Annotated in this window: 25 protein-coding genes; 16 read left to right on the top strand and 9 right to left on the bottom strand. The window is 62.0% G+C overall.

The window, feature by feature from the left end:
- Positions 1 to 52: 52 nt before the first annotated feature.
- From HFC70_RS09055 to HFC70_RS09045, 3 genes are all read right to left on the bottom strand, one after another.
- Positions 53 to 1,342, bottom strand: a complete 1,290-nt coding sequence (locus HFC70_RS09055) for a peptidoglycan DD-metalloendopeptidase family protein (RefSeq protein WP_168472920.1) — start codon at positions 1,340 to 1,342, stop codon at positions 53 to 55.
- Between the two features lie 202 nt (positions 1,343 to 1,544).
- The gene (locus tag HFC70_RS09050; RefSeq protein WP_168472919.1) at positions 1,545 to 2,375 is read right to left on the bottom strand and encodes a ferritin-like domain-containing protein; all 831 of its coding nucleotides are present in this window, start codon (positions 2,373 to 2,375) and stop codon (positions 1,545 to 1,547) included.
- Positions 2,375 to 2,851 (bottom strand): peroxiredoxin, encoded by a 477-nt coding sequence (locus tag HFC70_RS09045; protein WP_168472918.1) that lies wholly within the window; start codon positions 2,849 to 2,851, stop codon positions 2,375 to 2,377. The genes HFC70_RS09050 and HFC70_RS09045 overlap by 1 nt, the downstream gene beginning before the upstream one ends.
- A gap of 123 nt (positions 2,852 to 2,974) precedes the next feature.
- Between HFC70_RS09045 and HFC70_RS09040 the strand changes: the two genes are divergently transcribed.
- The gene (locus tag HFC70_RS09040; protein WP_168472917.1) at positions 2,975 to 6,382 is read left to right on the top strand and encodes a DUF3971 domain-containing protein; all 3,408 of its coding nucleotides are present in this window, start codon (positions 2,975 to 2,977) and stop codon (positions 6,380 to 6,382) included.
- A 57-nt stretch (positions 6,383 to 6,439) separates the two neighbouring features.
- On the opposite strand, the gene tyrS is transcribed toward HFC70_RS09040, so the two are convergent.
- On the bottom strand, positions 6,440 to 7,693 hold the full coding sequence (gene tyrS / locus HFC70_RS09035) for a tyrosine--tRNA ligase (RefSeq protein ID WP_168472916.1): 1,254 nt from the start codon (positions 7,691 to 7,693) through the stop codon (positions 6,440 to 6,442).
- 135 nt (positions 7,694 to 7,828) lie between these two features.
- Between tyrS and HFC70_RS09030 the strand changes: the two genes are divergently transcribed.
- Entirely contained in the window at positions 7,829 to 8,947 is a 1,119-nt protein-coding gene (locus HFC70_RS09030) for an anhydro-N-acetylmuramic acid kinase (RefSeq protein ID WP_168472915.1), read from the top strand.
- Here the strand turns inward: HFC70_RS09030 and HFC70_RS27260 are convergent.
- The 3 genes from HFC70_RS27260 to HFC70_RS09015 form a co-directional block, all read right to left on the bottom strand.
- Positions 8,942 to 9,232 (bottom strand): type II toxin-antitoxin system RelE/ParE family toxin, encoded by a 291-nt coding sequence (locus HFC70_RS27260; RefSeq protein ID WP_168472914.1) that lies wholly within the window; start codon positions 9,230 to 9,232, stop codon positions 8,942 to 8,944. The two genes, HFC70_RS09030 and HFC70_RS27260, sit on opposite strands and share 6 nt — an antisense overlap.
- Positions 9,229 to 9,486, bottom strand: coding sequence for a type II toxin-antitoxin system ParD family antitoxin (locus HFC70_RS09020; protein ID WP_168472913.1), 258 nt, complete (start codon positions 9,484 to 9,486; stop codon positions 9,229 to 9,231). Before HFC70_RS09020 ends, HFC70_RS27260 begins: the two co-directional genes overlap by 4 nt.
- A 154-nt stretch (positions 9,487 to 9,640) precedes the next feature.
- Positions 9,641 to 10,318, bottom strand: a complete 678-nt coding sequence (locus HFC70_RS09015; RefSeq protein WP_168472912.1) for an alpha/beta hydrolase — start codon at positions 10,316 to 10,318, stop codon at positions 9,641 to 9,643.
- A gap of 215 nt (positions 10,319 to 10,533) precedes the next feature.
- Between HFC70_RS09015 and HFC70_RS09010 the strand changes: the two genes are divergently transcribed.
- The 14 genes from HFC70_RS09010 (at position 10,534) to HFC70_RS08950 (ending at position 22,898) form a co-directional block, all read left to right on the top strand.
- Positions 10,534 to 11,700, top strand: coding sequence for a cysteine desulfurase family protein (locus HFC70_RS09010; RefSeq protein ID WP_168472911.1), 1,167 nt, complete (start codon positions 10,534 to 10,536; stop codon positions 11,698 to 11,700).
- Positions 11,701 to 11,845: 145 nt separating this feature from the next.
- Complete coding sequence (sufB, locus tag HFC70_RS09005) at positions 11,846 to 13,315, top strand: Fe-S cluster assembly protein SufB (protein ID WP_168472910.1); 1,470 nt, start codon at positions 11,846 to 11,848, stop codon at positions 13,313 to 13,315.
- Positions 13,308 to 13,745, top strand: coding sequence for a GIY-YIG nuclease family protein (locus tag HFC70_RS09000; protein ID WP_246735712.1), 438 nt, complete (start codon positions 13,308 to 13,310; stop codon positions 13,743 to 13,745). The genes sufB and HFC70_RS09000 overlap by 8 nt, the downstream gene beginning before the upstream one ends.
- Before the next feature lie 112 nt (positions 13,746 to 13,857).
- Positions 13,858 to 14,613, top strand: coding sequence for a Fe-S cluster assembly ATPase SufC (gene sufC, locus HFC70_RS08995; protein ID WP_168472909.1), 756 nt, complete (start codon positions 13,858 to 13,860; stop codon positions 14,611 to 14,613).
- A gap of 23 nt (positions 14,614 to 14,636) precedes the next feature.
- Entirely contained in the window at positions 14,637 to 15,911 is a 1,275-nt protein-coding gene (gene sufD, locus HFC70_RS08990; RefSeq protein ID WP_168472908.1) for a Fe-S cluster assembly protein SufD, read from the top strand.
- On the top strand, positions 15,904 to 17,148 hold the full coding sequence (locus tag HFC70_RS08985) for a cysteine desulfurase (RefSeq protein ID WP_168472907.1): 1,245 nt from the start codon (positions 15,904 to 15,906) through the stop codon (positions 17,146 to 17,148). The genes sufD and HFC70_RS08985 overlap by 8 nt, the downstream gene beginning before the upstream one ends.
- Positions 17,149 to 17,158: 10 nt before the next feature.
- On the top strand, positions 17,159 to 17,539 hold the full coding sequence (locus HFC70_RS08980) for an SUF system Fe-S cluster assembly protein (protein WP_168472906.1): 381 nt from the start codon (positions 17,159 to 17,161) through the stop codon (positions 17,537 to 17,539).
- A 117-nt stretch (positions 17,540 to 17,656) separates the two neighbouring features.
- Positions 17,657 to 18,049 carry a Fe-S cluster assembly scaffold SufA gene (sufA, locus tag HFC70_RS08975; protein WP_168472905.1) on the top strand — a complete coding sequence of 131 codons (393 nt, stop codon included), beginning with the start codon at positions 17,657 to 17,659 and terminating at the stop codon, positions 18,047 to 18,049.
- A gap of 166 nt (positions 18,050 to 18,215) precedes the next feature.
- Entirely contained in the window at positions 18,216 to 18,671 is a 456-nt protein-coding gene (locus HFC70_RS26780) for an Lrp/AsnC family transcriptional regulator (RefSeq protein ID WP_210259207.1), read from the top strand.
- Positions 18,668 to 19,312, top strand: a complete 645-nt coding sequence (locus HFC70_RS08970; RefSeq protein WP_210259206.1) for a LysE family translocator — start codon at positions 18,668 to 18,670, stop codon at positions 19,310 to 19,312. The genes HFC70_RS26780 and HFC70_RS08970 overlap by 4 nt, the downstream gene beginning before the upstream one ends.
- A gap of 76 nt (positions 19,313 to 19,388) precedes the next feature.
- On the top strand, positions 19,389 to 19,751 hold the full coding sequence (locus HFC70_RS08965; RefSeq protein WP_168472903.1) for a hypothetical protein: 363 nt from the start codon (positions 19,389 to 19,391) through the stop codon (positions 19,749 to 19,751).
- Between the two features lie 235 nt (positions 19,752 to 19,986).
- Complete coding sequence (locus HFC70_RS08960) at positions 19,987 to 20,724, top strand: response regulator (protein ID WP_168472902.1); 738 nt, start codon at positions 19,987 to 19,989, stop codon at positions 20,722 to 20,724.
- The gene (locus HFC70_RS08955) at positions 20,721 to 22,076 is read left to right on the top strand and encodes a HAMP domain-containing sensor histidine kinase (RefSeq protein WP_168472901.1); all 1,356 of its coding nucleotides are present in this window, start codon (positions 20,721 to 20,723) and stop codon (positions 22,074 to 22,076) included. The genes HFC70_RS08960 and HFC70_RS08955 overlap by 4 nt, the downstream gene beginning before the upstream one ends.
- A gap of 135 nt (positions 22,077 to 22,211) precedes the next feature.
- Entirely contained in the window at positions 22,212 to 22,898 is a 687-nt protein-coding gene (locus tag HFC70_RS08950) for a DUF3313 domain-containing protein (RefSeq protein WP_368669612.1), read from the top strand.
- 30 nt (positions 22,899 to 22,928) lie between these two features.
- On the opposite strand, the gene HFC70_RS08945 is transcribed toward HFC70_RS08950, so the two are convergent.
- Both HFC70_RS08945 and HFC70_RS08940 read right to left on the bottom strand, forming a co-directional pair.
- Complete coding sequence (locus HFC70_RS08945; protein ID WP_246735711.1) at positions 22,929 to 23,297, bottom strand: tudor domain-containing protein; 369 nt, start codon at positions 23,295 to 23,297, stop codon at positions 22,929 to 22,931.
- Between the two features lie 226 nt (positions 23,298 to 23,523).
- Positions 23,524 to 23,850: a flagellar basal body protein gene (locus HFC70_RS08940; RefSeq protein ID WP_168472899.1), complete on the bottom strand. Its 327-nt coding sequence runs from the start codon at positions 23,848 to 23,850 to the stop codon at positions 23,524 to 23,526.
- Between the last annotated feature and the right edge of the window lie 712 nt (positions 23,851 to 24,562).

Here is a 24,562-nt window from a genome sequence, read left to right as displayed (position 1 = left end):
CGCTGCCGAAGGATAGCCGCGGTGGGGCGCCGCCGTCAATTGAGATGGGAGGTCAATTCAGCAGGCCGTTCAATTTCAGTCCGGCATTGAGAAACCGCATCGGATCGACCGCAGCGCCATTGCGGCGGACCTCGTAATGCAAATGTGGACCGGTGGAGCGCCCCGTACTGCCGGCCAGGCCAATGGTGTCGCCGACGGCGACCGTGTCGCCGACATTGACCAGGACGCGGGACATGTGTCCGTAGCGCGTCGATATGCCGTGACCGTGGTCGATCTCAACCATGTTGCCATAGCCGCCGGCAGAACCTGCCGCGGTCACCACGCCGGCACCGGCGCTCTGGATCTCGCCGCCGGTGCTGGCCCGAAAATCGATGCCGGCATGCATGGCAAGCCTGCCGAGGAAGGGATCGACGCGATTGCCGAAGCGGCTGGTGATTTCCTTTCCGGGCGCTGGATTGGCAAACGGCAGCTTGCGGGCGGTGTCGCGTACCGTATCGAGGCGACTGAGCGCCGTATCAAGGTCGTCCAGCGATGTCTCGAAACGCTGTGGCGCTTGGGGTTCCAGATAAGGGCCGCCGAGCGCATCAGCCTCCGGCTTGAGGTCGGTGGGTTCCAGCTTGATGCCGTTGCGGTCGAGGATGGTCTCGATGGCCGAGGCCGTTTCGGTGGCGCCCACGGTCAGTCTCTGGATCCGGTCCAACTGCTCCTGCTCTATGGTCTTCAAGGACAAGGTGACCTTGGAGAACACCCGGTCGGCCCGGTCGGCCACGGTGTCGCGCAGCGGCACATAGGCGAGCGTCACATTGTCCGGGGTCGCTTCCGTGGAGGATTCAGTTCCGAGCAGGCTGTCGATCGCCCGATGGCCGTCTCCCGAAAGGCTCGCTTTCTGCAGCGGCTTGGGCGGCGTGACGACCGGCGCCTCCTTGGCCACGATGCCGGACTCTTCCGCACGGTCGAGCAGCGTGTCGAGCTTGCCGTGCCGCGACGACAGCGCCACCTGCTGTTCGAGCAGCTTCTCGACCTTCTCCTCGACCACCTGCTGGTCGAGGAGCTGCCGCGACGTGACGCGGTCGACCTGGGCCCGCAGCGCCGCGATGCGGTCTTCGTAGTCATGCTGCATGCGTGCCTGGCGGGCCATGGTTGCGCCGATCAGGTTGTCGCGCAGCACCAGATAGGATGTCGCGGCGAGATAGCCGATGGCCATCACGCCGACGAAGGAAAAGGCGAGGGCTGCCATCCAGGGGCGGACCGTCATGTGGCGGATCCTGTCGCCGCTGGCCAGGATGATGATGTGCTGCTGGCGACGTTTTCCGAAAGTGCGATTCTCTGTTTTGCTCGTCACAGGGTCTCTTCCTCTCGCCATTCCGATCGCAAACGCCAGTCCTCTCCGGCGTCGCGAAAGCCTTGCCCGTCCGGTGCCGGCCAGAAGCTGGCGCCTCCCGCCGGGAAAGCCGGGAGCTGAAAGGATTACACACGCTTATGGTTAATAATTCCTTGATCCGGCGAGCGTTCGGGCCGGTCTTCCAGCCGGATTGCCTATTTTTTTAGGCGTGGCTGATAGAGGCGAGAGCGCGATAGAAGGAAGGGGTGAGGCCTGCCTCAGCCCGGGCGATGTCGTTGAACGGGGCCTTCAGCGCGCCGCGGAAATTGGCGCGCACCAGCGCCTGGAAGGTTTTTGCCGGGTCCTTGCGCTCGCGGGCGCAGAGAAAGCGGAACCATTTGGCGCCGACCGCCACATGGCCTTTCTCGTCCTCATAGATGATCCTGAGCACCTCGGCACTGTCCAGGTCGCCGGTCTCGCGCATCTTGTCCTGCAGAGACGGGGTGACGTCGAGGCCGCGCGCCTCAAGGATCAGCGGCACGACGGCCAGCCGCGCCGTCAGGTCGTTGCGGGTCGAGTGGGCGGCCTGCCACAGGCCGTCATGGGCGGGCAGGTCGCCGTAATCTGCCCCCAGCGCCCGCAGCCGGTCGCAGACCAGGTTGAAATGCTTGGCCTCCTCGAAGGCCACCTGCATCCAGCCGTCGAAGAACGAATGCGGCACCGGTTCTGAGGCGAATCGCGCCACGATATCAAGCGCGAGATCCACGGCATTGAGCTCGATATGGGCCAGCGCATGCAGCATGGCGATGCGTCCCGGCACCGTGTGCAGCGACCGCTTTTCAGTGTGGCCGGGCCGCACGAGCTCCGGCTTTTCAGGCCGGCCGGGACGCTCCGGCAGGGCGGGATCGAGCGGCGAGCGCAGCGACAGCCGGCGCTGATGCCAGCGCCTGGCAGTCTCCTGCGCCAGACCTGTCTTCTGCGCCAGGTCGCTGGCCGCAATCGCGGCTGTCGCACCGGCGCGCAGCGAGGCGATGGGCGGCAGAGACCCGGTCATCAACGGGCGGGCAGTTCGGTGACGGTTTTCAGCACGGCCTCGGCATGGCCCGCGACCTTCACCTTGGGCCAGATCGCGGCAATCTTGCCCTCCGGATCGATCAGGAACGTGCTGCGCTCGACGCCCATATAGGTTCGGCCATACATGCTCTTTTCCTTCCAGACGCCATAGGCCTCAAGCACCGACTTGTCCTCATCGGCTGCCAGCGCCAACGACAGGCCGTGCTTGGCGATGAATTTGTCGTGGCTTTTGACCGAATCGGGCGAGATGCCGATGACGGTGGCGCCGGCCGCTTCAAAGTCGGCCGACAGCGACGAGAAGGCGATCGCTTCCGTGGTGCAGCCGCTGGTGTCGTCCTTGGGATAGAAATAGAGAACAACAGGCTTGCCGCGCAAAGACGACAGGGTCAGGCTGTCGCCGCCGTTTCGGGGCAGTGTGAAATCGGGGGCCGGACTGCCGGTCGTCAGATCTGCCATGGTATACCTTTCTTTCGCCAGCTTTATGGATCTATATCGTGCGCATGGGTATATAGACTGCTTAGGTCGTCCAGCAATCGTCATTGCCGGAACAATTGGATATTGGGAGACATTCGCCGGCGCATGGGAGACATACGGGGCGAAAAGATCAGTTTTCGGAAGCGGGATATCGTTCCCCTGCATCATCTGCCGTCCGCGCAGACCGAAGACCCATTGATCGTTCATTGCCCGGCGCGCGTTCGCCTCGCCGGCAGGGCAGGTCGATTCGTCCTTTGGCTGGCCTTTGTGATTATTTTCCTTTCGGGCATGGTCGTTCTGGCCGTCGAGACCGGCTCGCTGGACAGGACCCTGTCCAACGGCGCGCGAACGGTCCTGCAGGCCGCCATCGGCCCCAAATACCGAACCGATATCGGCTCGACAGCGATCCGCTTTTCAAAATCCCTGCACCTGGCGCTTGAGGCGCAGAACGTCTCCGTCATCGACGAGAACTCGGGCGAAGTCCTGTCGCGCACCAAGGCCGTGCGTCTCGTGCTCGATCCTTTGTCGCTGCTGCGCGGGCGCGTTTCAGTCAGTGAAATCGAAGCCGAAGGCATGACGCTCGATGCGGCGCTTCTACCCAAGGGCGGTCCGATCGATCTGGCATCCCTGCGCATCGACCAGATTCCTGCGGCGCTTGAGGCCGCCTTTGTGCAGATCGACGGGGCACGCAATTTTATCGCCCGCGGCGGATTGGACAGTCTGCGCATCGGCGGCGTCGAAATCGCCATGCAGGGTGCCGGCGCTCAGCCGCTGGCTGTGTCGGTCGACGATCTGGCGATGCAGCGCAGCGATGCCGGCGCGCTGCTGTTCAACGGTCAGTTTTCCGTCAACGGCCGCGTCAGCACGGTGGCAGCCGAGGCACTGAGTGGTGGCGGCCGCACGACATCCCTCACGGCGACGCTGTCCGATGTGCATTTGACGCCCTTTCTTCTGAAATTTGTCCAGGACAAGCCGCGTCAGGGCCTGGACGGCACTGTGAACATCGCCTTGTCCGCCGGCCGTGGCGCTGAGGGCGGCACCGCATCTCTGTCTGCAACCGTCAAGGCCCAGAAAGCCCGGATCTATGTCGACGGCGATCAGCAGGAACTGACGCGGGCCGATGTCAACATGGCTTATGACTTCACCAAGCAGACGATCGAAGTTGGGTCGTCGCTGGCCGAGTTCGGACCAATGCGGATGCCGTTCACCGGGGGGCTGATCGATCTGGACCGGTTGCCCGACGGCGCCGGACAGGGCAAGGGAATCGGCATCGATTTTCTGGTGAGCGACGGCGTGGCCTCGGTGGCTGCGGCGGGCGAAAAGCCCGTTCCGTTCTCGATGAAGGCCTATGGCCGCTACCTCCACGGCACCAGGGAGTTGCAGATTGGCGATCTGACGGTCATGACGCCGTCCGGCCGGATGACAGGCGGTCTCAATGTGCGTTTTAGCGAGAAGTCACCGGAAATCCGTTTCAACGGGTCGATTGCCGACATGCACACATCCGTGGTCAAGCAGCTCTGGCCGTACTGGATGGCGATCAAGCCGCGCGCCTGGGTCCTGTCCAATCTCTATGGTGGTACGATCACGCAAGGGTCTATCGACGTCTTCCTTCCCGCCGGCCGGCTCCCGGTGGTCCCGCGTCCTCTGGAATTGAACGAAAACGAGCTGAAGATCAGCTTCGACATCGTCAATGCGCGCATGAATATCGCCGGGGACATTCCGCCGATCCGCGACACGGCGGCCCATTTCGACCTGAAAGGCCAGCGTGTCGAGGTCAAGATCGCCAGCGGTACATCCTATTTCCCCTCCGGCCGCACCGTGAGCGTCGACGGCGGCGAGTTCATTATCGCAAACACGTACAGCAAGCCGCTGATGGCGGATCTGGACATCGCCGTTTCCGGTGCAGCCGATGCCGTAGCCGAACTGGTGACCTTCCGGCCGATCGGGGCGCTGGAGCGCACCGGCTTCAAAGTCGATGATTTCAGCGGCAAGGTCTCCGCCGATGTCGAGGCGCGGATCGGGCTGATCAATACGCAGAATCCGCCGCCGCCCGACTGGAAGGCCCACATGACCCTGTCGGGTGTCGATCTGAAGCCGGACTATGCCGGTCGCCGGATCAGCAGCCTGGACGGAACTCTGGACATCGATCGACAGTCGGCACGGCTCGAGGCCAAGGGCAAGATCGACGACATTCCGATGGAAGTGTCCCTGACCGAACCGGTCGAAAAAAGCTCGACCGTCGAAAGGACCCGCGTCATCCGCTTGGAACTGGACAACGCCGCCCGCAAACGGTTGGCGCCGGGGCTGGACGATCTGATCGATGGCCCGATCGATCTTGAAATTGCTCGCGTCGACGAAACGCGCCAGTCGGTGAAGGCCGACGTGACCCGGGCGACGGTCACCCTGCCGTGGATCGGCTGGAGCAAAGGCAGCGGCGTTGCGGCCAGCACGGACCTGGAATTTGTCGAAAAGGACGGGGTGACCACCATCGACAAGTTCAAGTTCGATGGCGACGGGTTCGGCGCCGAGGGCAAGATGCAACTCGGCAAGTCCGGTCTCGTGTCGGCCGATCTCAGCCACATGCGCCTGTCGCCTTCGGACGATTATGCGGTGTCGGTACGCCTGGTCAAAGGCACCTATCGCATCAGCGTGTCGGGACGCGTGGCCGATGCCCGACCCGTGCTGGGCATGCTGAAGGCCTCCGCAAAGACTCCAGGGGCGGACGAGGGGGATACCGACACCGGCGCAAGGGTTGAACTGGCACTCGACACGCTGATCGGCTTCAACGACGAAACCCTGCGAAATGTGTCGATGCTCTATGCGACACGCGCCGGAAAGACGACAGCCCTCGATTTGAAGGCCATTACCAAGAGCGGCGAGGCCGTAGTCTCGCAACTCAAGAAGGGCGACCGCGGCAACGAAATGTCTGTTATCACCAGCGACGCCGGAGCATTGCTGCGCTTGACCGATATCTACAGCCGCATGCGCGGCGGTCTGCTGGATCTCAAGCTGAGGGGCAATATCGGCCAGAAATGGAATGGTTCGCTCGATGTCCGCAATTTCGGCGTCGAGAACGAGGAGCGGCTGCAATCGATTGTCTCGACACCGGCCAGCGCCGACGGCCAGAGCCTCAACAGTGCGGTCAAGCGCGACATCGACGTGCGTTCGGAAAAATTCCAGCGCGCCTTCGCCAGGGTGATCTATGCGGACGGCGCGCTGCGAACCGAAAACGGCGTGGTGCGCGGCGAGCAGGTCGGCGCAACCTTCCAGGGAACCGTGCGCGACAGCGCCGGAAACATGGATATGACCGGCACCTTCATGCCGGCCTACGGCTTGAACCGGTTGTTTGCCGAACTGCCGGTGATCGGGATCCTGCTCGGAAATGGCCGGGACCGCGGTCTGCTCGGCATCACCTTTAAGCTGACCGGCTCATCGGAAACGCCCAAGCTGGTGATCAACCCTCTGTCGATCATCGCGCCCGGCGTGTTCCGGCAGATTTTCGAGTTCCAATAAAAAACGACCGGCGGTTGCGCGCCGGTCGTTGCGTTTGTCAGCTTGCCGAGAGTTCGCTCAGGCGGGCCGCACCAGAATATGCTTCTTCTTGCCCAGCGACAGCTTGATCACGCCATCCGCGGTGACGGCCGACGAGCCGATCATCATGCGCTCGTCGCTGACTTGGCTGTCGTTGATGCGCACGGCGCCGCCTTGCACATGCCGGCGGGCTTCGCCATTGCTGGCGGCGAGACCAGCCCGCACGATCAGTCCGAGCAGGCCAAGGCCGGACTCGAGTTCGGCAACGGCCACGTCGATCGACGGCAGGTTGTCGGCAATCGCGCCTTCCTCAAACGTCTTGCGCGCCGTCTCCGCCGCTTCGTCGGCCGCCGCACGGCCATGCAGGATCGCCGTCACTTCGGTCGCCAGGATTTTCTTGACCTCGTTGATTTCCGCGCCACCAAGCGCCGACAGGCGAGTGATCTCGTCCATCGGCAGGGTCGTGTAGAGTTTGAGGAACCGCGACACGTCGGCGTCCTCGGTATTGCGCCAGTACTGCCAGAAGTCGTAAGGACCGAGCATATCCGGGTTAAGCCAGATGGCACCGTTCATCGACTTGCCCATCTTGGCGCCCGACGAGGTGGTCAGCAGTGGCGAGGTCAGGGCATAGAGCTGCGGCGTGCCCATGCGGTGGCCAAGATCGATGCCGTTGATGATGTTGCCCCACTGGTCGGAGCCGCCCATCTGCAGCCGGCATCCGGTGCGCTGGGCCAGTTCGACGAAATCATAGGCCTGGAGGATCATGTAGTTGAATTCCAGGAAGGACAGCGACTGCTCGCGATCGAGACGCGTCTTGACGCTGTCGAAAGCCAGCATGCGGTTGACCGAGAAATGGCGGCCGACGTCACGCAGGAATTCGAGGTAGTTGAGCGACCGCAGCCAGTCGGCATTGTTGATCATCAGCGCGTCCTTGGGACCGTCGCCGTAAGTCAGGTAGTTGGAAAACACCCGCTTGATCGAGGCGATATTGCCTTCGATCGTGTCCACCGTCATCAACTGCCGGGCTTCCTCCTTGAAGGATGGATCGCCGACCATGCCGGTGCCGCCGCCCATCAGCGAGATCGGCCGGTGGCCGGTCGCCTGGAACCAGTGCAGCATCATGATCTGGATCAGCGATCCGGCATGCAGCGAGGGCGCCGTCGGATCGAAGCCGATATAGGCCGTCACGGTTTCCTTGCACAACAGGTCGTCGAGGCCGGTTTCATCGGAGACCTGATGAATGAAGCCGCGCTCGGACAGTGTATGCAGGAAATCGGACTTGAACTTCGTCATGGCAGTCATGCTTTCTGGAGTGGTCTGAATGGGGAAATTCGCGGGCGCTTTAGCATTGTTTTTTGAAATATGCACCTGTTTCGGCCATGAATGTTTTCAATGACACCCATCGCGACTCGGAAAAGGATCTTCGATTTGGGCAGGATATACCGGGCCATCGGCCTGATGAGCGGCACGTCGATGGACGGAATCGATGTCGCCATGGTCGCAACAGATGGCGAACGGGTCGTCGAACGCGGCCCCTTTCTGGCGGTCGCCTACGAGCCCGCCTTTCGCAACCGCCTGAAGCAGGGGCTGGAGGAGGCCAAGGCGATCAGGATCAGGACCGAACGTCCCGGTGACCTTGCGGCACTGGAGCGCGACATCACGCAACGTCATGCCGAGGCTGTTGCGACATTCCTGAGCGTTAACAATCTCCTGGCCGGCGATATCGATGTGATCGGCTTTCATGGCCAGACCGTCCTGCACCGTCCGGATGAGGCCCTGACGGTGCAAATCGGCGACGGACCGCTGTTGGCGCGGCAAACGGGCATCGCCGTGGTCCATGACATGCGGGCCAATGACATGCTTCATGGCGGGCAGGGCGCACCCCTGGTGCCGACCTATCACGCGGCACTGACAGCCCAGTTGACAGACACTCGATGGCCGGTGTGCTTCGTCAATATCGGTGGAATATCCAACCTGACATCGATCGACCGCGACGGCACGATCGTCGCCTATGACAGCGGGCCGGGAAACACGCTGATCGACCAATGGGTCGAGGCCCATGCCGGCATTCCCTTCGACCAAGGCGGCATGATCGCCTCGGAGGGCCGGATTGTCGGCGCGCTGGCGGATCGTTATCTGGACAATCCGTTCTTCACCGCGGACAGCCGCCGCTCGCTCGACCGCAACGATTTTCTGCCCCCGTCAGGCGACGAGGCGGAACTGTCCGACGGCGCCCGCACGCTCGCCTATGTCAGCGCCGCGGCGGTGATCAAATCGGCCGGCCATCTGCCGGCGATGCCCAAGACCTTCGTCATCGGCGGCGGCGGCCGGCTCAATCGGGTGATCATGGCGGATCTAAGGGAACTCGCGGCCAGACACGGGTCTATCGTCCTGTCGGCTGAGGAAGCCGGTTTCGATGGAGATGCCATGGAGGCGGAAGCCTGGGCCTATCTGGCCGTGCGGTCGCTGCGGGCGTTGCCATTGACCTATCCGGCAACGACGGGTGTCAGGGAGCCGGTGTCGGGCGGGGTGCTGGCGCAGCTATAAATGTCGCCCTGGATCTTGGCGGAGGCCGAGAACTCTCAGGACCAACACATCATCGGCGCGCGTCCGATAGTAGATTGCATGGCTCTTGAACATCAGGCGTCGTGTGTCGGGCTTTATGGATGATAGATCCGTGCCTGATTGTGGATTTTGGGAAATGCGCTCGAATGCACTGCGCAGGCCGCTCTCATACACAGACCATTGGGCAATGCCGAACGTCTCGATCGTGTAGTCGTGTATGGAAAGTATGTCGGCTTCCGCCTGCCGCGTAAATCGCAGCGGGATCACGCGGTGCCCGCCGACCGTCGTTTCTCCGAGCGAGCAAGATCGAAGATCTCCTCAAGGCTGTGGTCGCTAATGCCGCTGTCTTCGGCGTCTTGAAGAAGAGCGCGCAGTGTTTCCGCGGCCTGCGACCGCTCGGACATGTCTTTCGTGACAAGATCCAAAATGTACTGGCTGGCAGATTCGTATTGCCCGTCGGCAATACGCTGCTTGAGAAACTCGGCAATCGGCTCGGGCAGGGTGATAATGTGCTTTGTCATGGCAGCCCAAATCCTTCCAGATGACTTGGAAGGATACCTTATTCCGGTCGATATTCAAATCGTCTGAATTGCGGCCTCGCCCGGATTTAGTGGCCCAGAACGAAAAAATCCGCCCGATTGCGCGAGCGGATTGATCACATGCATGCCGATCGAATTACCGGATGCGCTTGGCGGCCGGTTCCGGGACCAGTTCGCCTTCGAGGCGGCGGTCGAGATAGTCTTCGCATTCGCTCATCAGGGTTTCGACCTGGCCGTTGAAGAAGTGGTTGGCGCCCGGCAGCGTCTTGTGGGTGATCAGGATGCCCTTCTGGGTCTTCAGCTTGTCGACCAGGCCCTGCACGTCTTTTTCCGGTGCCACCTTGTCGCTGTCGCCGTGGATGATCAGGCCGGATGACGGGCAGGGGGCGAGGAAGGAGAAGTCATAGGTGTTGGGCTGCGGCGCGATCGACATGAAGCCTTCGATCTCAGGGCGGCGCATCAGGAGCTGCATGCCGATCCACGAGCCGAAGGAATAGCCGGCGACCCAGCAGCTCTTGCTGTCGGGATGCAGGCTCTGGACCCAGTCAAGCGCCGACGCCGCATCCGACAATTCGCCGGCGCCGTGGTCGAATTCGCCCTGGCTGCGGCCGATGCCGCGGAAGTTGAAGCGCAATGTCGTGAAGCCGCGCTTCTGGAACATGTAGAACAACTGGTAGACGATCTGGTTGTTCATCGTTCCGCCAAACTGCGGATGCGGATGCAGGATGATGGCGATCGGGGCGCTTTTTTCCTTGGATGGCTGATAGCGGCCTTCAAGGCGACCCGCAGGGCCGTTGAATATGACTTCGGGCATAGATACTCCGGTCCGTGTCTTTTTTTGTGTCCGATCCCGTTCAATTCAGCAAGATGACTTGACGGGACCAGTCAACTTTTCTAGAACTCAGTTTAGAATTGTTCGAAACTGGTATGGCTGTTATACCTGTTGGAACGTGTCATAGGACAAGCCCGTCGGTCATTTCAAGGAAAATGCGCCGATCGGGCAGAAGGCATCGGAATCCGGACGATAACATGGCGAAAGAGCGCATTTATCTCGACTGGAATGCCACGGCGCCGCTTCTGAGCGAAGCGCGGAGCGCGATGCTGGATGCCCTGGCATTGTCCGGCAATCCGTCGTCCGTGCACCAGGAAGGCCGCGCCGCCCGCGCCATGATCGAGACGGCGCGGCGTCATGTGGCCGAACTGGTTGGCGCGACGCCTGCCAATGTGATCTTTGCCAGCAGCGCCACCGAGGCCGCCAACCATGTGTTGACACCGCATCTGCGCATGGGCCGTGCTCCTCTTGCCGCATCCCGTCTGTATGTCTCGGCCATCGAGCATCCGGCCGTGCGGCTGGGCGGCCGATTCGAGCCCGTCGCCGTGTCCGAGATTGCCGTTTTGCCGTCCGGAGTGGTCGATCTTGCTGCGCTGGAAGCCTTGCTGGTGGCCCATCCGCGCGAGGCTGGCCTGCCGATGGTGGCGATCATGCTGGCCAATAACGAGACCGGCATTGTCCAGCCGGTGGCAGACGCGGCAAGGATCGTTCATGCCCGTGGCGGACTGCTGGTGGTCGATGCCGTGCAGGCAGCCGGTCGCATGCCGATCGATATCAATGCTTTGGACGCCGATTTCCTCATCCTCTCGGCCCACAAGCTGGGCGGCCCGAAGGGCGCCGGCGCTCTGGTGGCGCGGGGCGAAACCCTGATGCCGTCACCGCTGATCCGCGGCGGTGGCCAGGAAAAAGGCCATCGCGGCGGCACGGAGAATCTGGCGGCGATTGCCGGTTTCGGCGCGGCGGCAGCGATGGCCGCAAAGGATATCGAACCGCGCAATGCGGCAATCCGCGCCTTGCGCGACAGGCTGGAAAACGGCATGCGCAAGGCGGCCCCGGATGTGGTCATTCACGGTTCGGGTGTCGAGCGACTTGCCAATACCTGCTTCTTCACGCTGCCGGGCCTGAAGGCGGAAACCGGGCAGATCGCATTCGACCTCGAAGGTTTGGCCCTGTCGGCGGGAGCGGCCTGCTCGTCCGGCAAGGTCGGCGAGAGCCATGTGCTGAACGCCATGGGACTGGACGCGAAGACCGGCGGGCTGAGACTGTCTCTGGGACCTGCCACCGACGCGGCTATGATCGATCGAGCCGTTGAAATCTTCGGCAAGATCGGTGCGCGGCGTGGACTCTCGGGCAAAGCCGCGTGATAAGGGCGACACAATTGCGGAAAATCAATTTTCCGAAGAACCAAAGGGGTGAAATTTCGCCCCTGACCACCACATAGAAGCGGAACCCCGCTTCAAACGTTGACAAGCCGCCGGACCTTGGACCCGGCGAGATTGGAGAACGCAGATGGCTGCAGTGCAGGAGACGATCGATCAGGTGCGCCAGATCGATGTCGATCAATACAAATACGGCTTCGAGACGATGATCGAAGTCGACAAGGCCCCGAAGGGTCTGTCGGAGGACATCGTTCGTTTCATTTCGGCCAAGAAGAACGAGCCGGAATGGATGCTGGAATGGCGGCTTGACGCCTATCGCCGCTGGCTGACGCTCGAAGAGCCGACCTGGGCCCGCGTCAACTATCCGAAGATCGATTTCAATGATATCTACTACTATGCCGCGCCGAAAAGCACGGCCGGCCCGTCCTCGCTCGAGGAAGTCGACCCGGAACTGCTGAAGGTTTACGAAAAGCTCGGCATTCCGCTCAAAGAGCAGGAAATGCTGGCCGGCGTGAAATCGTCGCGCATCGCCGTCGATGCGGTGTTCGATTCGGTCTCGGTCGTCACCACCTTCAAGGAAGAGCTGAAAAAGGCCGGCGTGATCTTCATGTCGATCTCGGAGGCGATCCGCGAGCATCCCGATCTTATCAAGAAATATCTCGGCACGGTCGTTCCGCCGACCGACAATTATTATGCGACGCTGAACTGCGCCGTCTTCACCGACGGTTCCTTCGTCTACGTGCCGAAGGGCGTTCGCTGCCCGATGGAACTGTCGACCTACTTCCGCATCAACGAGAAGAACACCGGCCAGTTCGAGCGCACGCTGATCATCGCCGAAGAGGGCGCTTACGTCTCCTATCTCGAAGGCTGCACCGCGCCGCAGCGCGACGAGAACCAGCTGCATGCGGCTGTCGTCGAACTGGTGGCGCTGGACGATGCGGAGATCAAGTATTCGACGGTGCAGAACTGGTATCCCGGCGACAAGGACGGCAAGGGCGGCATCTACAACTTCGTCACCAAGCGGGGCGATTGCCGCGGCAAGAATTCCAAGATCTCCTGGACCCAGGTCGAGACCGGCTCGGCGATCACCTGGAAATATCCGTCCTGCATCCTGCGCGGCGATGGTTCGCGCGGCGAATTCTATTCGATCGCCGTCTCCAACGGCCATCAGCAGGTCGATAGCGGCACCAAGATGATCCATCTCGGCAAGAACACGTCGAGCCGCATCATCTCCAAGGGCATCGCCGCCGGCGTCAGCCAGAACACCTATCGCGGCCAGGTCTCGACCCATCGCAAGGCCGAGAATGCCCGCAACTTCACCCAGTGCGACAGCCTGCTGATCGGCGACCGCTGCGGCGCGCATACGGTGCCCTATATCGAGGCGAAGAACTCGACCGCGCAGTTCGAACACGAGGCCACCACCTCGAAGATCTCCGAGGATCAGCTGTTCTACTGCCTGCAGCGCGGCATCCCGCAGGAAGCGGCGATCGCCCTGATCGTCAACGGCTTCGTGCGCGAAGTCATCCAGGAACTGCCGATGGAATTTGCCGTCGAAGCCCAGAAGCTGATCGGCATCTCGCTGGAGGGGAGCGTTGGGTGATGACGGGGCCGCTGTTGTCCGTGTACCATTTCTCGTTCGTCATCCTCGGGCTTGTCCCGAGGATCTGCCGGCGGGAAGGCTGACGCGGATGGGCGGTTTTGTATACATGATGTCTGACAAACCGCGCGGCGTGATCTACACCGGGGTAACCAGCGACCTGCCTGGGCGGGTGTGGGAGCACCGGAACGAAGTGAAAACAGGATACACGTCCAAATACAATGCCAAGATACTGGTATGGTTTGAAACGCATCCAAATATCGTTCTTGCAATCCAGCGGGAGAAGTCACTGAAGCGATATCTTCGGGAATGGAAGATCCGCCTTATCGAGGGCCTCAATCCGACGTGGCTCGACCTCTATGAGAAGATCGACATGATCGAGAATCCGTTCAGGCCGCACGAGAATACGAGGCATTGGCCTCACTACAATTGAGAGACCAGTAGATCCTCGGGACAGGCCCGAGGATGACGAGGTTTCCGGCGTCGATCCGGCGATAGTCGATCAACAGGCGGCCTTGAACCGCCCTATGAACAGGAAGAGCAAAATGCTTGAAATTCGCAATCTCCATGCCCGTATCGCCGAAGACGGGACCGAAATCATCCGCGGCCTGAACCTGACGGTCAAGGCGGGCGAAGTCGCTGCCATCATGGGGCCGAACGGCTCCGGCAAGTCGACGCTGTCCTACATCCTGTCGGGCCGCACCGACTATGAGGTCACCGAGGGCGACATTCTCTATAACGGCGAGAGCATCCTGGACCTGGATGTCGCCGAGCGCGCCTCCAAGGGCATTTTCCTGGCCTTCCAGTATCCGGTCGAAATTCCCGGCGTGGCCACCATGCAGTTCCTGAAGGTGGCGATGAACGAGCAGCGCAAGGCGCGCGGCGAGGCCGAACTGACGACGCCGGACTTCATCCGCCGCGTCAAGGATGCCGCCGCCAAGTTGCAGATCGACATGGACATGCTGAAGCGCCCGCTCAATGTCGGTTTTTCCGGCGGCGAGAAGAAGCGCGCCGAAATCCTGCAGATGGCGCTGCTGGAACCAAACCTCTGCATTCTCGACGAGACCGACAGCGGCCTCGACATCGACGCCCTGAAGATCGTTGCCGATGGCGTCAATGCCCTGAAGTCGCCGGACCGTGCGGTGATCGTGATCACCCATTACCAGCGCCTGCTCGACTATATCGTGCCCGACAGCGTGCACGTCCTCTACAAGGGTCAGATCATCAAGACTGGCGACAAGAGCCTCGCCCTCGACCTCGAAGCGAACGGCTATGCCGATATCATCGGCGAAGCGGCCTGATCGCGGCGGAAAGGAGCATGTCCATGAACATTCAGGCTGCCAACCGGCCGACGGCCGCCGAGGCCGCCCTTCTGGAAACCTATACGGACCAGATCGGTGAATTGCCGGGTGACGGTGCGGTGCTTGCCGCCCGCGACCGGCTGTTCGATGACTTGAAGCGCGGCGGTCTGCCGACGCGCCGGATCGAATCCTGGCATTACACGGACCTGAAATCGCTGCTGCGGGCGATCCCGGCCATTGAGCCCGGAGCCGCGGGCAGGGCTGTTGCCTCCATCGTGCCGGGCGCGACCGTGCTGGCCTTCGAACACGGCAAGGCCGTGGCTTTGAGCGGTCCGGACGGCGTCAGCGTGGTCTCCTATGGTGCTGCCCTGACGGACGGAAGTGCCGCCGCGAGCCTCATCGCCTATGACAATGACGATGCGATCGGCCGGATCAACGGCAGCTTCGTGCGCGACGGCTATGTCCTGTCGATTGCAGCTGATACAGAGCTGGAACAGCCTTTGGAACTGCAGGCGATCCATGGCGCTGGCCAGGTGCATGGACGGTTCCTGGTCGATTTCGGCAGTGCCAGCAAGGCGACCGTCATCGAGCGGCATCTAAACGCTGCCGGAGACGCTGCCTTCGTCTCGACCGTCAGCGATATCAAGATCGGCGACGGCGCCGAGGTCACCTGTATCATCGTGCAGACGCAAGGGCTCGAGGATACCCATCTCGGTCAGATCAAGGTCGAGATGGGCGCCGACGTCAAGTTCCGTCTCTTCGTGATCAATGCCGGCGGCAAGCTGGTTCGCCAGGAAGTGCATGTCTTCACCGCCGGTGAAGGTTCGGATTTCACCCTGCGCGGCGTCAACCTGCTCGGCGGCGAGACCCATACAGACGTCACCATGACGCTCGGCCATGACCTGCCCAACACCACGTCCACCGAGATCGTCCGCAATGTGGTGTTCGATCGGGCCAAGGGCGTGTTCCAGGGCCAGATCCGCGTCGCCCCGGATGCCCAGAAGACCGATGCCCGCATGGCCTGCAACACGCTGCTGATGTCGGACGAAGCCGAGATGCTGGTCAAGCCGGAACTTGAGATCTTTGCCGACGACGTGCAATGCGCCCATGGTGCGACGGTGGCCGATATCGACCACAAGCATCTCTATTATCTGATGGCGCGCGGCATTCCGGAAAAGCCGGCGCGCGCCTTGCTGATCAACGCTTTCGTGGCCGAGATCGTCGAGGAACTCGAGGACGAGGCCCTGATCGAGGCGCTGGAGGGGCTGATCTCGGATTGGCTGGAAGCTCATGGCTGATCTGTCGTCGACCAAGACCGGTTACGATGTCGAAGCCGTCAGGCGGGATTTCCCGATCCTGTCGCGCACGGTCTATGGCAAGCCGCTGGTCTATCTGGACAATGGCGCCTCGGCACAGAAGCCGCAGGCGGTGATCGATGCGATCAGCCATACCTATTCCAACGAATATGCCAATGTGCATCGCGGTCTGCATTTTCTGTCGAACGCGGCAACGGACGCCTATGAAGCGGCGCGCGAAAAGGTGCGGCGCTTCCTGAATGCCGGATCGGTGGACGAGATCATCTTTACCAAATCCTCAACCGAGGCGATCAACACGGTCGCCTATGGCTATGGCATGCCGAATATCGGCGAAGGCGACGAGATCGTCATCTCGATAATGGAGCATCACTCCAATATCGTGCCATGGCATTTCATCCGCGAACGCCAGGGTGCCAAAATCGTCTGGGTGCCGGTCGACGAGAACGGCACCTTCCATATCGAGGCTTTCGAGAACAGCCTGACGGAAAAGACGAAACTCGTCGCGATCACCCATATGTCGAACGCGCTCGGCACGGTCGTTCCCGTCAAGGAGATCTGCCGGATAGCCCATGAACGCGGCATTCCGGTGCTGGTCGATGGCAGCCAGGGCGCCGTGCATATGCCGGTCGATGTCCGGGATATCGACTGCGACTGGTATGTGATGACCGGCCACAAGCTCTACGGCCCGTCCGGCATCGGCATACTCTATGGCAAGGCCGATCGTCTGAGAGAGATGCGGCCCTTCATGGGCGGCGGCGAAATGATCGTCGAGGTGACCGAGGACACTGTCACCTATAACGATCCGCCGCACCGTTTCGAGGCCGGCACGCCGCCGATCGTCCAGGCGATCGGGCTCGGTTATGCGCTCGACTATATGGAGACGCTGGGGCGCGAGGCGATTGCCGCCCATGAGGCGGATCTGGCGGCCTATGCCCATGAGCGGCTGTCGGCCATCAATTCGCTGCGCATTTTCGGCAATGCGCCGGGCAAGGGCGCGATCTTTTCGTTCGAACTGGCCGGCATCCATGCCCATGACGTGTCGATGCTGATCGATCGACAAGGCGTGGCGGTGCGTGCCGGCACCCATTGCGCCCAGCCGCTATTGGCCCGTTTCGGCGTGACGTCCACCTGCCGGGCCTCGTTTGGCCTTTACAACACCCGCGCCGAGGTCGATGCTCTTGCCGATGCACTCGACCATGCCCGCACCTTCTTTGCATGAGGATAGACTGATGAGTGTCAACCAGAGCGAAGCAAAGCCGGACGTCCGGGAAGGGATCGTGCACACGTCCATTCCGGCCGATGAAGTGGCGCGCCTCAGCGACGATATCATCGCCGCGCTGAAGACCGTCTACGATCCGGAAATCCCGGCCGATATTTTCGAACTCGGGCTGATCTACAAGATCGACATCGAGGACGACCGCATGGTCAAGATCGTCATGACGCTGACCGCGCCCGGCTGCCCGGTGGCCGGCGAAATGCCGGGCTGGGTGCACAATGCGGTCGGCGCCGTCGAAGGCATTTCCGGCGTCGATGTCGAGATGACCTTCGATCCGCCATGGACGCCGGACCGCATGTCGGAAGAGGCCCAGGTCTCGATCGGCTGGTACTAGACTTGTGCGAAGGAGCCGTCCGGCGCAATCCGGGTGGTATTGATCGGTTAACGAGCCGATCTTACATTGTTATTCGAAGCGCCGGACCTTGAATCCGGCTGCGGAAGGAGAATTGAGATGGGATTTGCTGTGATGAGCCTGACGGACGCTGCTGCGGCTCGCGTCAAGGCAATCATCGAAAATTCCGGAGCCGACGCCAAGGGCGTTCGGGTCGGGATCAAGAAGGGCGGCTGCGCGGGCATGGAATATACCATCGACCTCGTGACCGAACCCAATGCCAAGGACGACCTGATCGAGCGCGACGGTGCGCGTGTCTGGATCGAGCCTTCTGCCGTTCTCTACCTGCTCGGCACGCAGATGGACTACGAGACGACGACCCTGCGGGCAGGCTTCACCTTCCACAATCCCAACCAGACCTCGGCCTGCGGCTGCGGCGAATCGGTGGAACTGAAGGCCGCCGACCTCGCCCTTTTGGCCCGCGAGCAGGGGGCGGCAGCGGTCAGCAACTGACGGTCCCGACAGAGACGCACGCGAAGCCCGGTCTTGTGCCGGGCTTTTTTATGTCTGCCCGCACCTTTTGCGGCGGCGGACCGCATTTGCGACGGATCATGCGGAAAATCCGAGTTGGACAATAAATAACGTTGAAAATCTGAAAAATGCCGCATATATTGCGGATATGGATTTCATCGACCGCAAAATCATTGGATTGCTGGCCGCGGACGCCCGGCGCTCCCTGGCCGATATCGGCGAGCGCGTCGAGCTGTCGGCGTCTGCCGTCAACGAGCGCATCCGCCGCCTGCATGCGAGCGGCGTCATTCGGCGCTTTACCGTCGAGGCGGATCCGGAAAGCCTCGGCTATCCCGTGCTGGCCTTCGTCTTCGTGGCGCTCGCCGCCGATGCGGACGAGGGGGAATTCCGGCGCTTTTCCGCAAGCCACCCGGCGGTGCTGGAATGCCACCATGTCACCGGCGGCTGGTCCTATCTGATGAAGGTACGGCTGCCTGTCATCGGCGATATCGAGGATTTCCTGTCGCTCCTGAAGGAGCGCCGTTATCTCGCCCGCTCGGAAACGATGATCGCCCTGTCCTCGGCTGTCGAGCGCACCCTGACCGATGGAGCGACCTCGCCATGACCCTTTCGATCCTGCTCTTTGCCAAGGGCATCCTGCTGGGGCTGGCCATTGCCGCGCCGCTCGGGCCGATCGGCGCGCTGTGCATCTCCCGCACCCTGGAACGCGGCTTCTGGGCCGGCGTGGCCGGCGGGCTGGGCACGGCGCTGGCCGATGGCGCCTATGCGCTGATGGCGGCGGCCGGTTTCGCCGTCTTTGCCTCCGTGCTTGACATCGTCTCCCTGCCGCTGCGGCTGTTCGGCGGCCTGTTCCTGCTCTGGCTCGGCTGGAAGAGCTTTCAGCCGAGGCTCCCGGTGGCGGCAGCGACCGTCGGCGCGCGGGATCTGTTGAGCACCACGGCCGCGACCTTCCTGCTGACCATCACCAATCCGGCAACCATCCTGTCCTTTGCCGCGATCTTCGCCGGGCTTGGTCTGGCCGAAGCCGGCGATGGTTTCGGCGCCGGCGTCGTGGTGGCCGGCGTCTTTGCCGGCTCGCTCGCCTGGTGGTTTTTCCTCAGCGGCACCGTGGCGCTCCTGCACAAGCGCCTGCCGGAGAGCTTCGCCACCTGGGTCTCGCGTATCTCCGGTGGTGTCATGGTGCTGTTCGGACTTGTGGCGCTCGGGTCCGTGCTGGCCGAGTGGATGGCGACCTCCGCAACATAACTTAACAAATCCGAACAGAACCATGCAGGGCGTGACGCTATATCGGAATGCAGGCGACAACGTCAGAAAGTCCTGCATGAACCAGACCGATCCCATTTCCGCTTCGCGCAGGCAGGTCCTGCTGTGTCTCACCAATCCCAAGGCGATGACGGCGTTGAATGCGGCCCTGACCGATTGCGGCATGGCCGTGACCAGTGCCTGTTCCATAAACGAGTTCCGGCAGGCATCCGCGGCAGGTCCCTATGATGCCGTTGTCACCACGACGGCGATGATCAGGGATGTGCGGGCAGTCTTGCAAAGCCCGATCGTCAACGTCGAAACCTTCATTTTTGCCGCACCCGATGCCGCAGCGACAGCGGCCGCGACCCGTTTCGACAGGGCGGCTTTCCTGGCCCGTGTGACGGCGGTCATGCACCACGACCATCGCAGGCTGAGTTAGGCGCGGATCACCCGTGCCACACAGGCGTCCGGATTTTTTCGATTGCGCAGCCCGCGAGCAAGCAACCGCCCCCTGCTTTCTCCGGTCAAGTCAAGAAGAAGCCAGCGCAGCCCCCGCCTTGCCGGACCTCAAAGCGAGGTCCGGCTTTTTCGTCAACATGGGGCATGATCGAAAGTGGCGCCGAACTGTGGCATGGTTGCTGCCGGTGCAAAATGCCTTTCAACAGCGGTAAGAGATGACCAAGAGCAAAGACCCGTCCGGCGAGACTCCGCGCATTCTGATCGTCGAGGACGACCGGGACATTTCCGGCATGCTTGTGGATCTGATGACCGAGAGCGGTTACGAAGCGGAAGCGGCGGCCTCTGGCTCCGAGATGGATCGTCTGCGCCGGCGCCATGCCTTTGATCTCGTGGTGCTGGATGCGATGCTTCCCGGTGAGGACGGCTTCAGCATCTGCCGGCGGCTGCGCGATGAGGGCACGACACCCATCCTGATGCTGACGGCGCTGCGCGAGGATGTCGACCGCATTGTCGGACTGGAACTGGGCGCCGACGACTATGTGACCAAGCCGTTCAACCAGCGCGAGCTGATGGCGCGCATCAAGGGTCTGCTTCGCCGCGCCTCCTACCGGTCTTCCGTGGATGAGCGGATTGCGCCGATGCGTTTTGCCGGCTGGCGTATCGATGCCACGGCCCGGCAGCTCTGCGACCCCGAAGGCGTTGAAGTGTCGATGACCACGGCAGAGTTCGATATTCTGCTGGCCTTCTGCCGCAATCCGGGTCGTGTCATGAGCCGCGAGCAGCTGCTGGCCCTGACCTATGCCGGCATCGCCGGTCCGGTCCAGCGCAGCATCGATGTCCATGTCAGCCGGGTTCGACAGAAGATCGAACCCAATCTGCGCGAGCCGAGCTTCATTCGCACCGTCCGTCTCGGCGGCTATCTTTTCACGCCGAAGGTGGAGAGCGAGGCATGAGATGGCGGTTTGAGCCGGGATCGATACGCGGTCAGATCCTGCTGGTCACGACCCTGCCGATCATCCTGCTGTCGATTGTCGCCGCCGTCTTCTGGCTGTCGCTCCACAAGAGCGAGCGGGAGGCCGCCTGGGCCAATACAGTCGCCGGTCGTATCCAGATGGTGCTCGGCCAGGTGCAGCAGGCCGGCTCGAAGGAGACGGAAGCGGCAATCCTGGAGGCAAGCGCCAGGGCCGGCCTGTCTGCGGTGATTGTCTCCGCCAACGCGATCGATCCGCTCGGCCCTGACGCCGACAGTCCCGGAAATTTGGCCAGGCTTGCACTCGAAAAGGCACAGGCCAATAGCCCAAGGCCGATATCGGGCGCGGCGACCGGAAGGGATCTGACCGATTTTCTGATCCTGCGGCTCGATGCGGGTCGTGCGCTGGCCTTTCGCGTCATGGAGGCTCCATCCTTGCCTTTGCTGACCGCCAGGTCGCTCAAGGGTCTGATAGCAATTGCCGTCATCATGATCGCCACGCTGGCTATCGCCTATGTCGCTAGCCGCCGGATCACCGTGCCGCTGATCCGTTTTGCCGCGGATGCGAGACGCATCAGCCCCGAGGACACGTCGGAGGAGCTGTTTCGGGCGGAAGGCGCATCGGAGATCCAAAGCCTTGCCGAATCCCTCAACACCATGCGCAGCCAGATCCGCCGGATGTTCGAGGACCGCACGCAAATGCTGCGGGCTCTGAGCCACGACCTCAGGACGCCACTGACGCGGCTGCGCATGCGCGCCGAACGCTCGCAGGACCCGGACCTGCGCCGCTCCATGCTGGCCGACATCACCACCTTGAGCACGATGACGGACGAGTGCCTGACCTTTCTCAACAAGGTGCCGCTGACGGAAGCGCCGCGCAAGGTGGACCTGACCAGCTTGTTGCAGACGGTGGCGACCGATTTCTCCGATGTCGGTGTATCCGTGAGCTTCCGTGGTCCGCGCCGCCTGGCTTACCAATGCAAGCCGCAGGGCATCCTGCGGGCCGTGTCGAACGTCATCGACAACGCGGCGCGCTTTGCCACGCAGATCGACATCGAATTGCGCGAAGGACCAGAGCCTGGCTCCGCGATCATCGCCATCAGCGACAATGGGCCTGGCCTTTCGGAGGATCTCAAGAGACGGGTACTGGAACCCTTTTTCAAGGTCGATGAGGCGCGCAAGATCGGCAAGGGGGCCGGCTTCGGCCTTGGCCTGCCGATAGCCAAGGGCATCGCGCAGCACCACAATGGCAGCCTGCATCTGTTGGATCGGCTGCCGCACGGCCTGGTCGTCGAGATCCATCTGCCGGCCAAGGCGATGTCGTCCACGGGGTGACACAGCTTTTGAACGGGGCATTCGGGCGCGCCCATCCAGGTAATATTTCTTAATCAAACAACAGCCACCGCAATATTCCAGACACTACTGCTGGCTTCCATCAGGTGCTTCCCGTCGAAGCCTTCCATGGAGCAGATCGTGTCGAATATCACAAGAAATGGACTTGTCCTCATGCTGCTGGGCGGCTTTGCCGCCGGTTGCGCCAGCACGGAGCCGGTCGCCTATTCCGGCCTGGCTTCCGCCGCGCAGCTTCGGCCGGACCCCAATGACCGATCGGGTCGCAAGCCCTATGGCTATGAGAGCGAGGTGGACTGGTCGACCTATCGCAAGATCATCATTCCTCCGGTCGGAATCTATGGCGGTCCCGACAGCCAGTTCGGCAAGATGCCAGACGCGGACAAGCGCCTGCTGGCCGCCTATATGCAGAGCGAATTCATGAGCGCGGCCGCAACGCGCTTTGCGATCACCACCATTCCCGCGCCCGACGTGCTGCGTGTCGAGATCACGCTGACAGGCGCCAAGGCGACGACTCCGGTGCTGGGCACCGCCTCGCGTTTCGACATCATGGGGGGCGCCTACAACACGGTGCAGGCGGTGCGGCAGAAGGAAGGAGCGCTGACCGGGTCGGTGAGCTATGCCGTCGAAATTTACGACGCAGCCAGCAATCGCCTGCTGAAGGCCTATGTCGCCAAGCAATATCCGAACGCGATGAATGTCGGCGCCAGCCTGAAGCCGCTCGATGCGGCCAAAGTCGGCATTCGCAAGGCGGCGGACGATTTTGTCGCGCAGATACGAGAGGGACCGTCAATGGCGGCGGGGTGATCCGCCGCCATCGAGGAGAAGCGGTGTCGATCAACGGGTCCGGCAGCGGCCGGTCTTGGTCTTTTCCTTGTCGCCATCGTCATAGGCGATGCCGATCTGCTCGCCGGCCAGCGAAGCGATCGTGCCGGAATACCACTCGCCCTTGCCCTTGAAGTTGCACTCGACCTTCATGCCGATCATCCAGTCATAGGGGCGGACGTCGCCGATGGCGACGGTCTCGCGGTCGCCATCGTCATAGCGGATGGTAACCTTGCCGTTACCGACCTTCTCGGCGATGCCGGGAAACCAGTAGCCGGCGCCCTTGTAGTTGCCGAGCACCCAGTCGCCCTGCGTCTGTGCCATTGCGCTGGCACCGCCAAGCGAAGACATCGTCACTGCAAGTGCCAGGATCAATTTCATGCGCATACCCGTTCCTTTCGACAACCCCGAATTGATCGCCCCTCCGTTAAGGGAGTGAGGCGCGCCGCTTTATTGCTGGCTGGCTTGCTTATAGGGGAGCGTTGCTGAGGACGTTGGACTATTTCAGGTGCGGATATTTGCCTTTTGGCAATAATGGGGCCAGCAACCCAAAATGGTCTGGTCGTGAGGACGGCAAGGCAGAAAGGTCTGCAGTATTCGATCGGTATCAGTCGCGCTTGATGCTCATCAGGACATCCCACAGATCGGCACCGGCCTCGAACACCGAGGCATTGGCCTTATAGCTCAACTCCGCATCGATCAGGTCGAGCATTTCCGTGCCGAGATCGACATTGGAAGAGCCGGGCAGGGTGGGCTCGCCGGACGGCGCGACGGAGGCGGAGACGCCGCCCGAGGCCCGCGACGACAGCGAGGTCACGGAGCGGTCGTAGCCTGACGTCAGTGCATTCGCCACATTGTTGGCGGTCGCCGACAGCCGCACCGTCTGAGCCTGCATGCCTGAAACGGCATTGTTCATCATTGCATCCATGCTCATCGGCCGGGTCCTGTTGGGGGCAACTGTTGTCCTTGTAGCCGATCGCCGTTCAGGAATGCTGAACAGGCAGGGTTGACGAAATCTCTTGCCCGCGGCCGGTGTGTGCCGCAATGGCACGGGGTTTGAAAATGGACGCTCGCAACGGGCATGACAGGACACCGGCCGGGCCAAAACCCTCCGGGTGAAAACAGTCTGGTCGGACGGGGTGCCGGAGCTGCCCTGTTGAAATTTCAAAAACAATGGCACCTGCCGGCACCCCGTTCGGCGGTCTGTCGTCCTGGCTCTGGCCTTTTCTACGGGGTGTTGGCATCTTTGTCAGAGATCGGCTCGCGGGCTTGGTATCGTTGTTGTGCTTTCGCTGCCCGGGCCGCCCGAAAGGCCGTTTTCTCGGCACGGCGATGGAGCTCCGCGGACCTGTCGCCCGCAGCATCGTCGCGCCGTTCCGGCAGGTTTTTCATGAAAACCCCGCCGTCCGACCGGTCGCCATCCCTTATGTCCCAGGGTGCGCAAGTCCGGCAAAAACCGGCTTATGTTTACGCACCCGCACGCCATCATTGCTGCTGGCAGGTCCAGTTCCCACAACGCCTCCCGGCTCGCCCCGCGTCAAAGGCTCCCCAAAAGCGCCGGCCCCACCTCGCCGGCAACGCAGACCGGTGTATCCGAAGGCGGAACGGGACAAGTGTGGCACAGGTTTTGGGGGCGGGGATGAGGC

Source organism: Agrobacterium sp. a22-2, assembly GCF_012276985.1.
GTDB lineage: Bacteria > Pseudomonadota > Alphaproteobacteria > Rhizobiales > Rhizobiaceae > Allorhizobium.
Note: the sequence above shows the minus strand (reverse complement) of the source record. Positions and strands in the feature narration are given on the sequence as shown.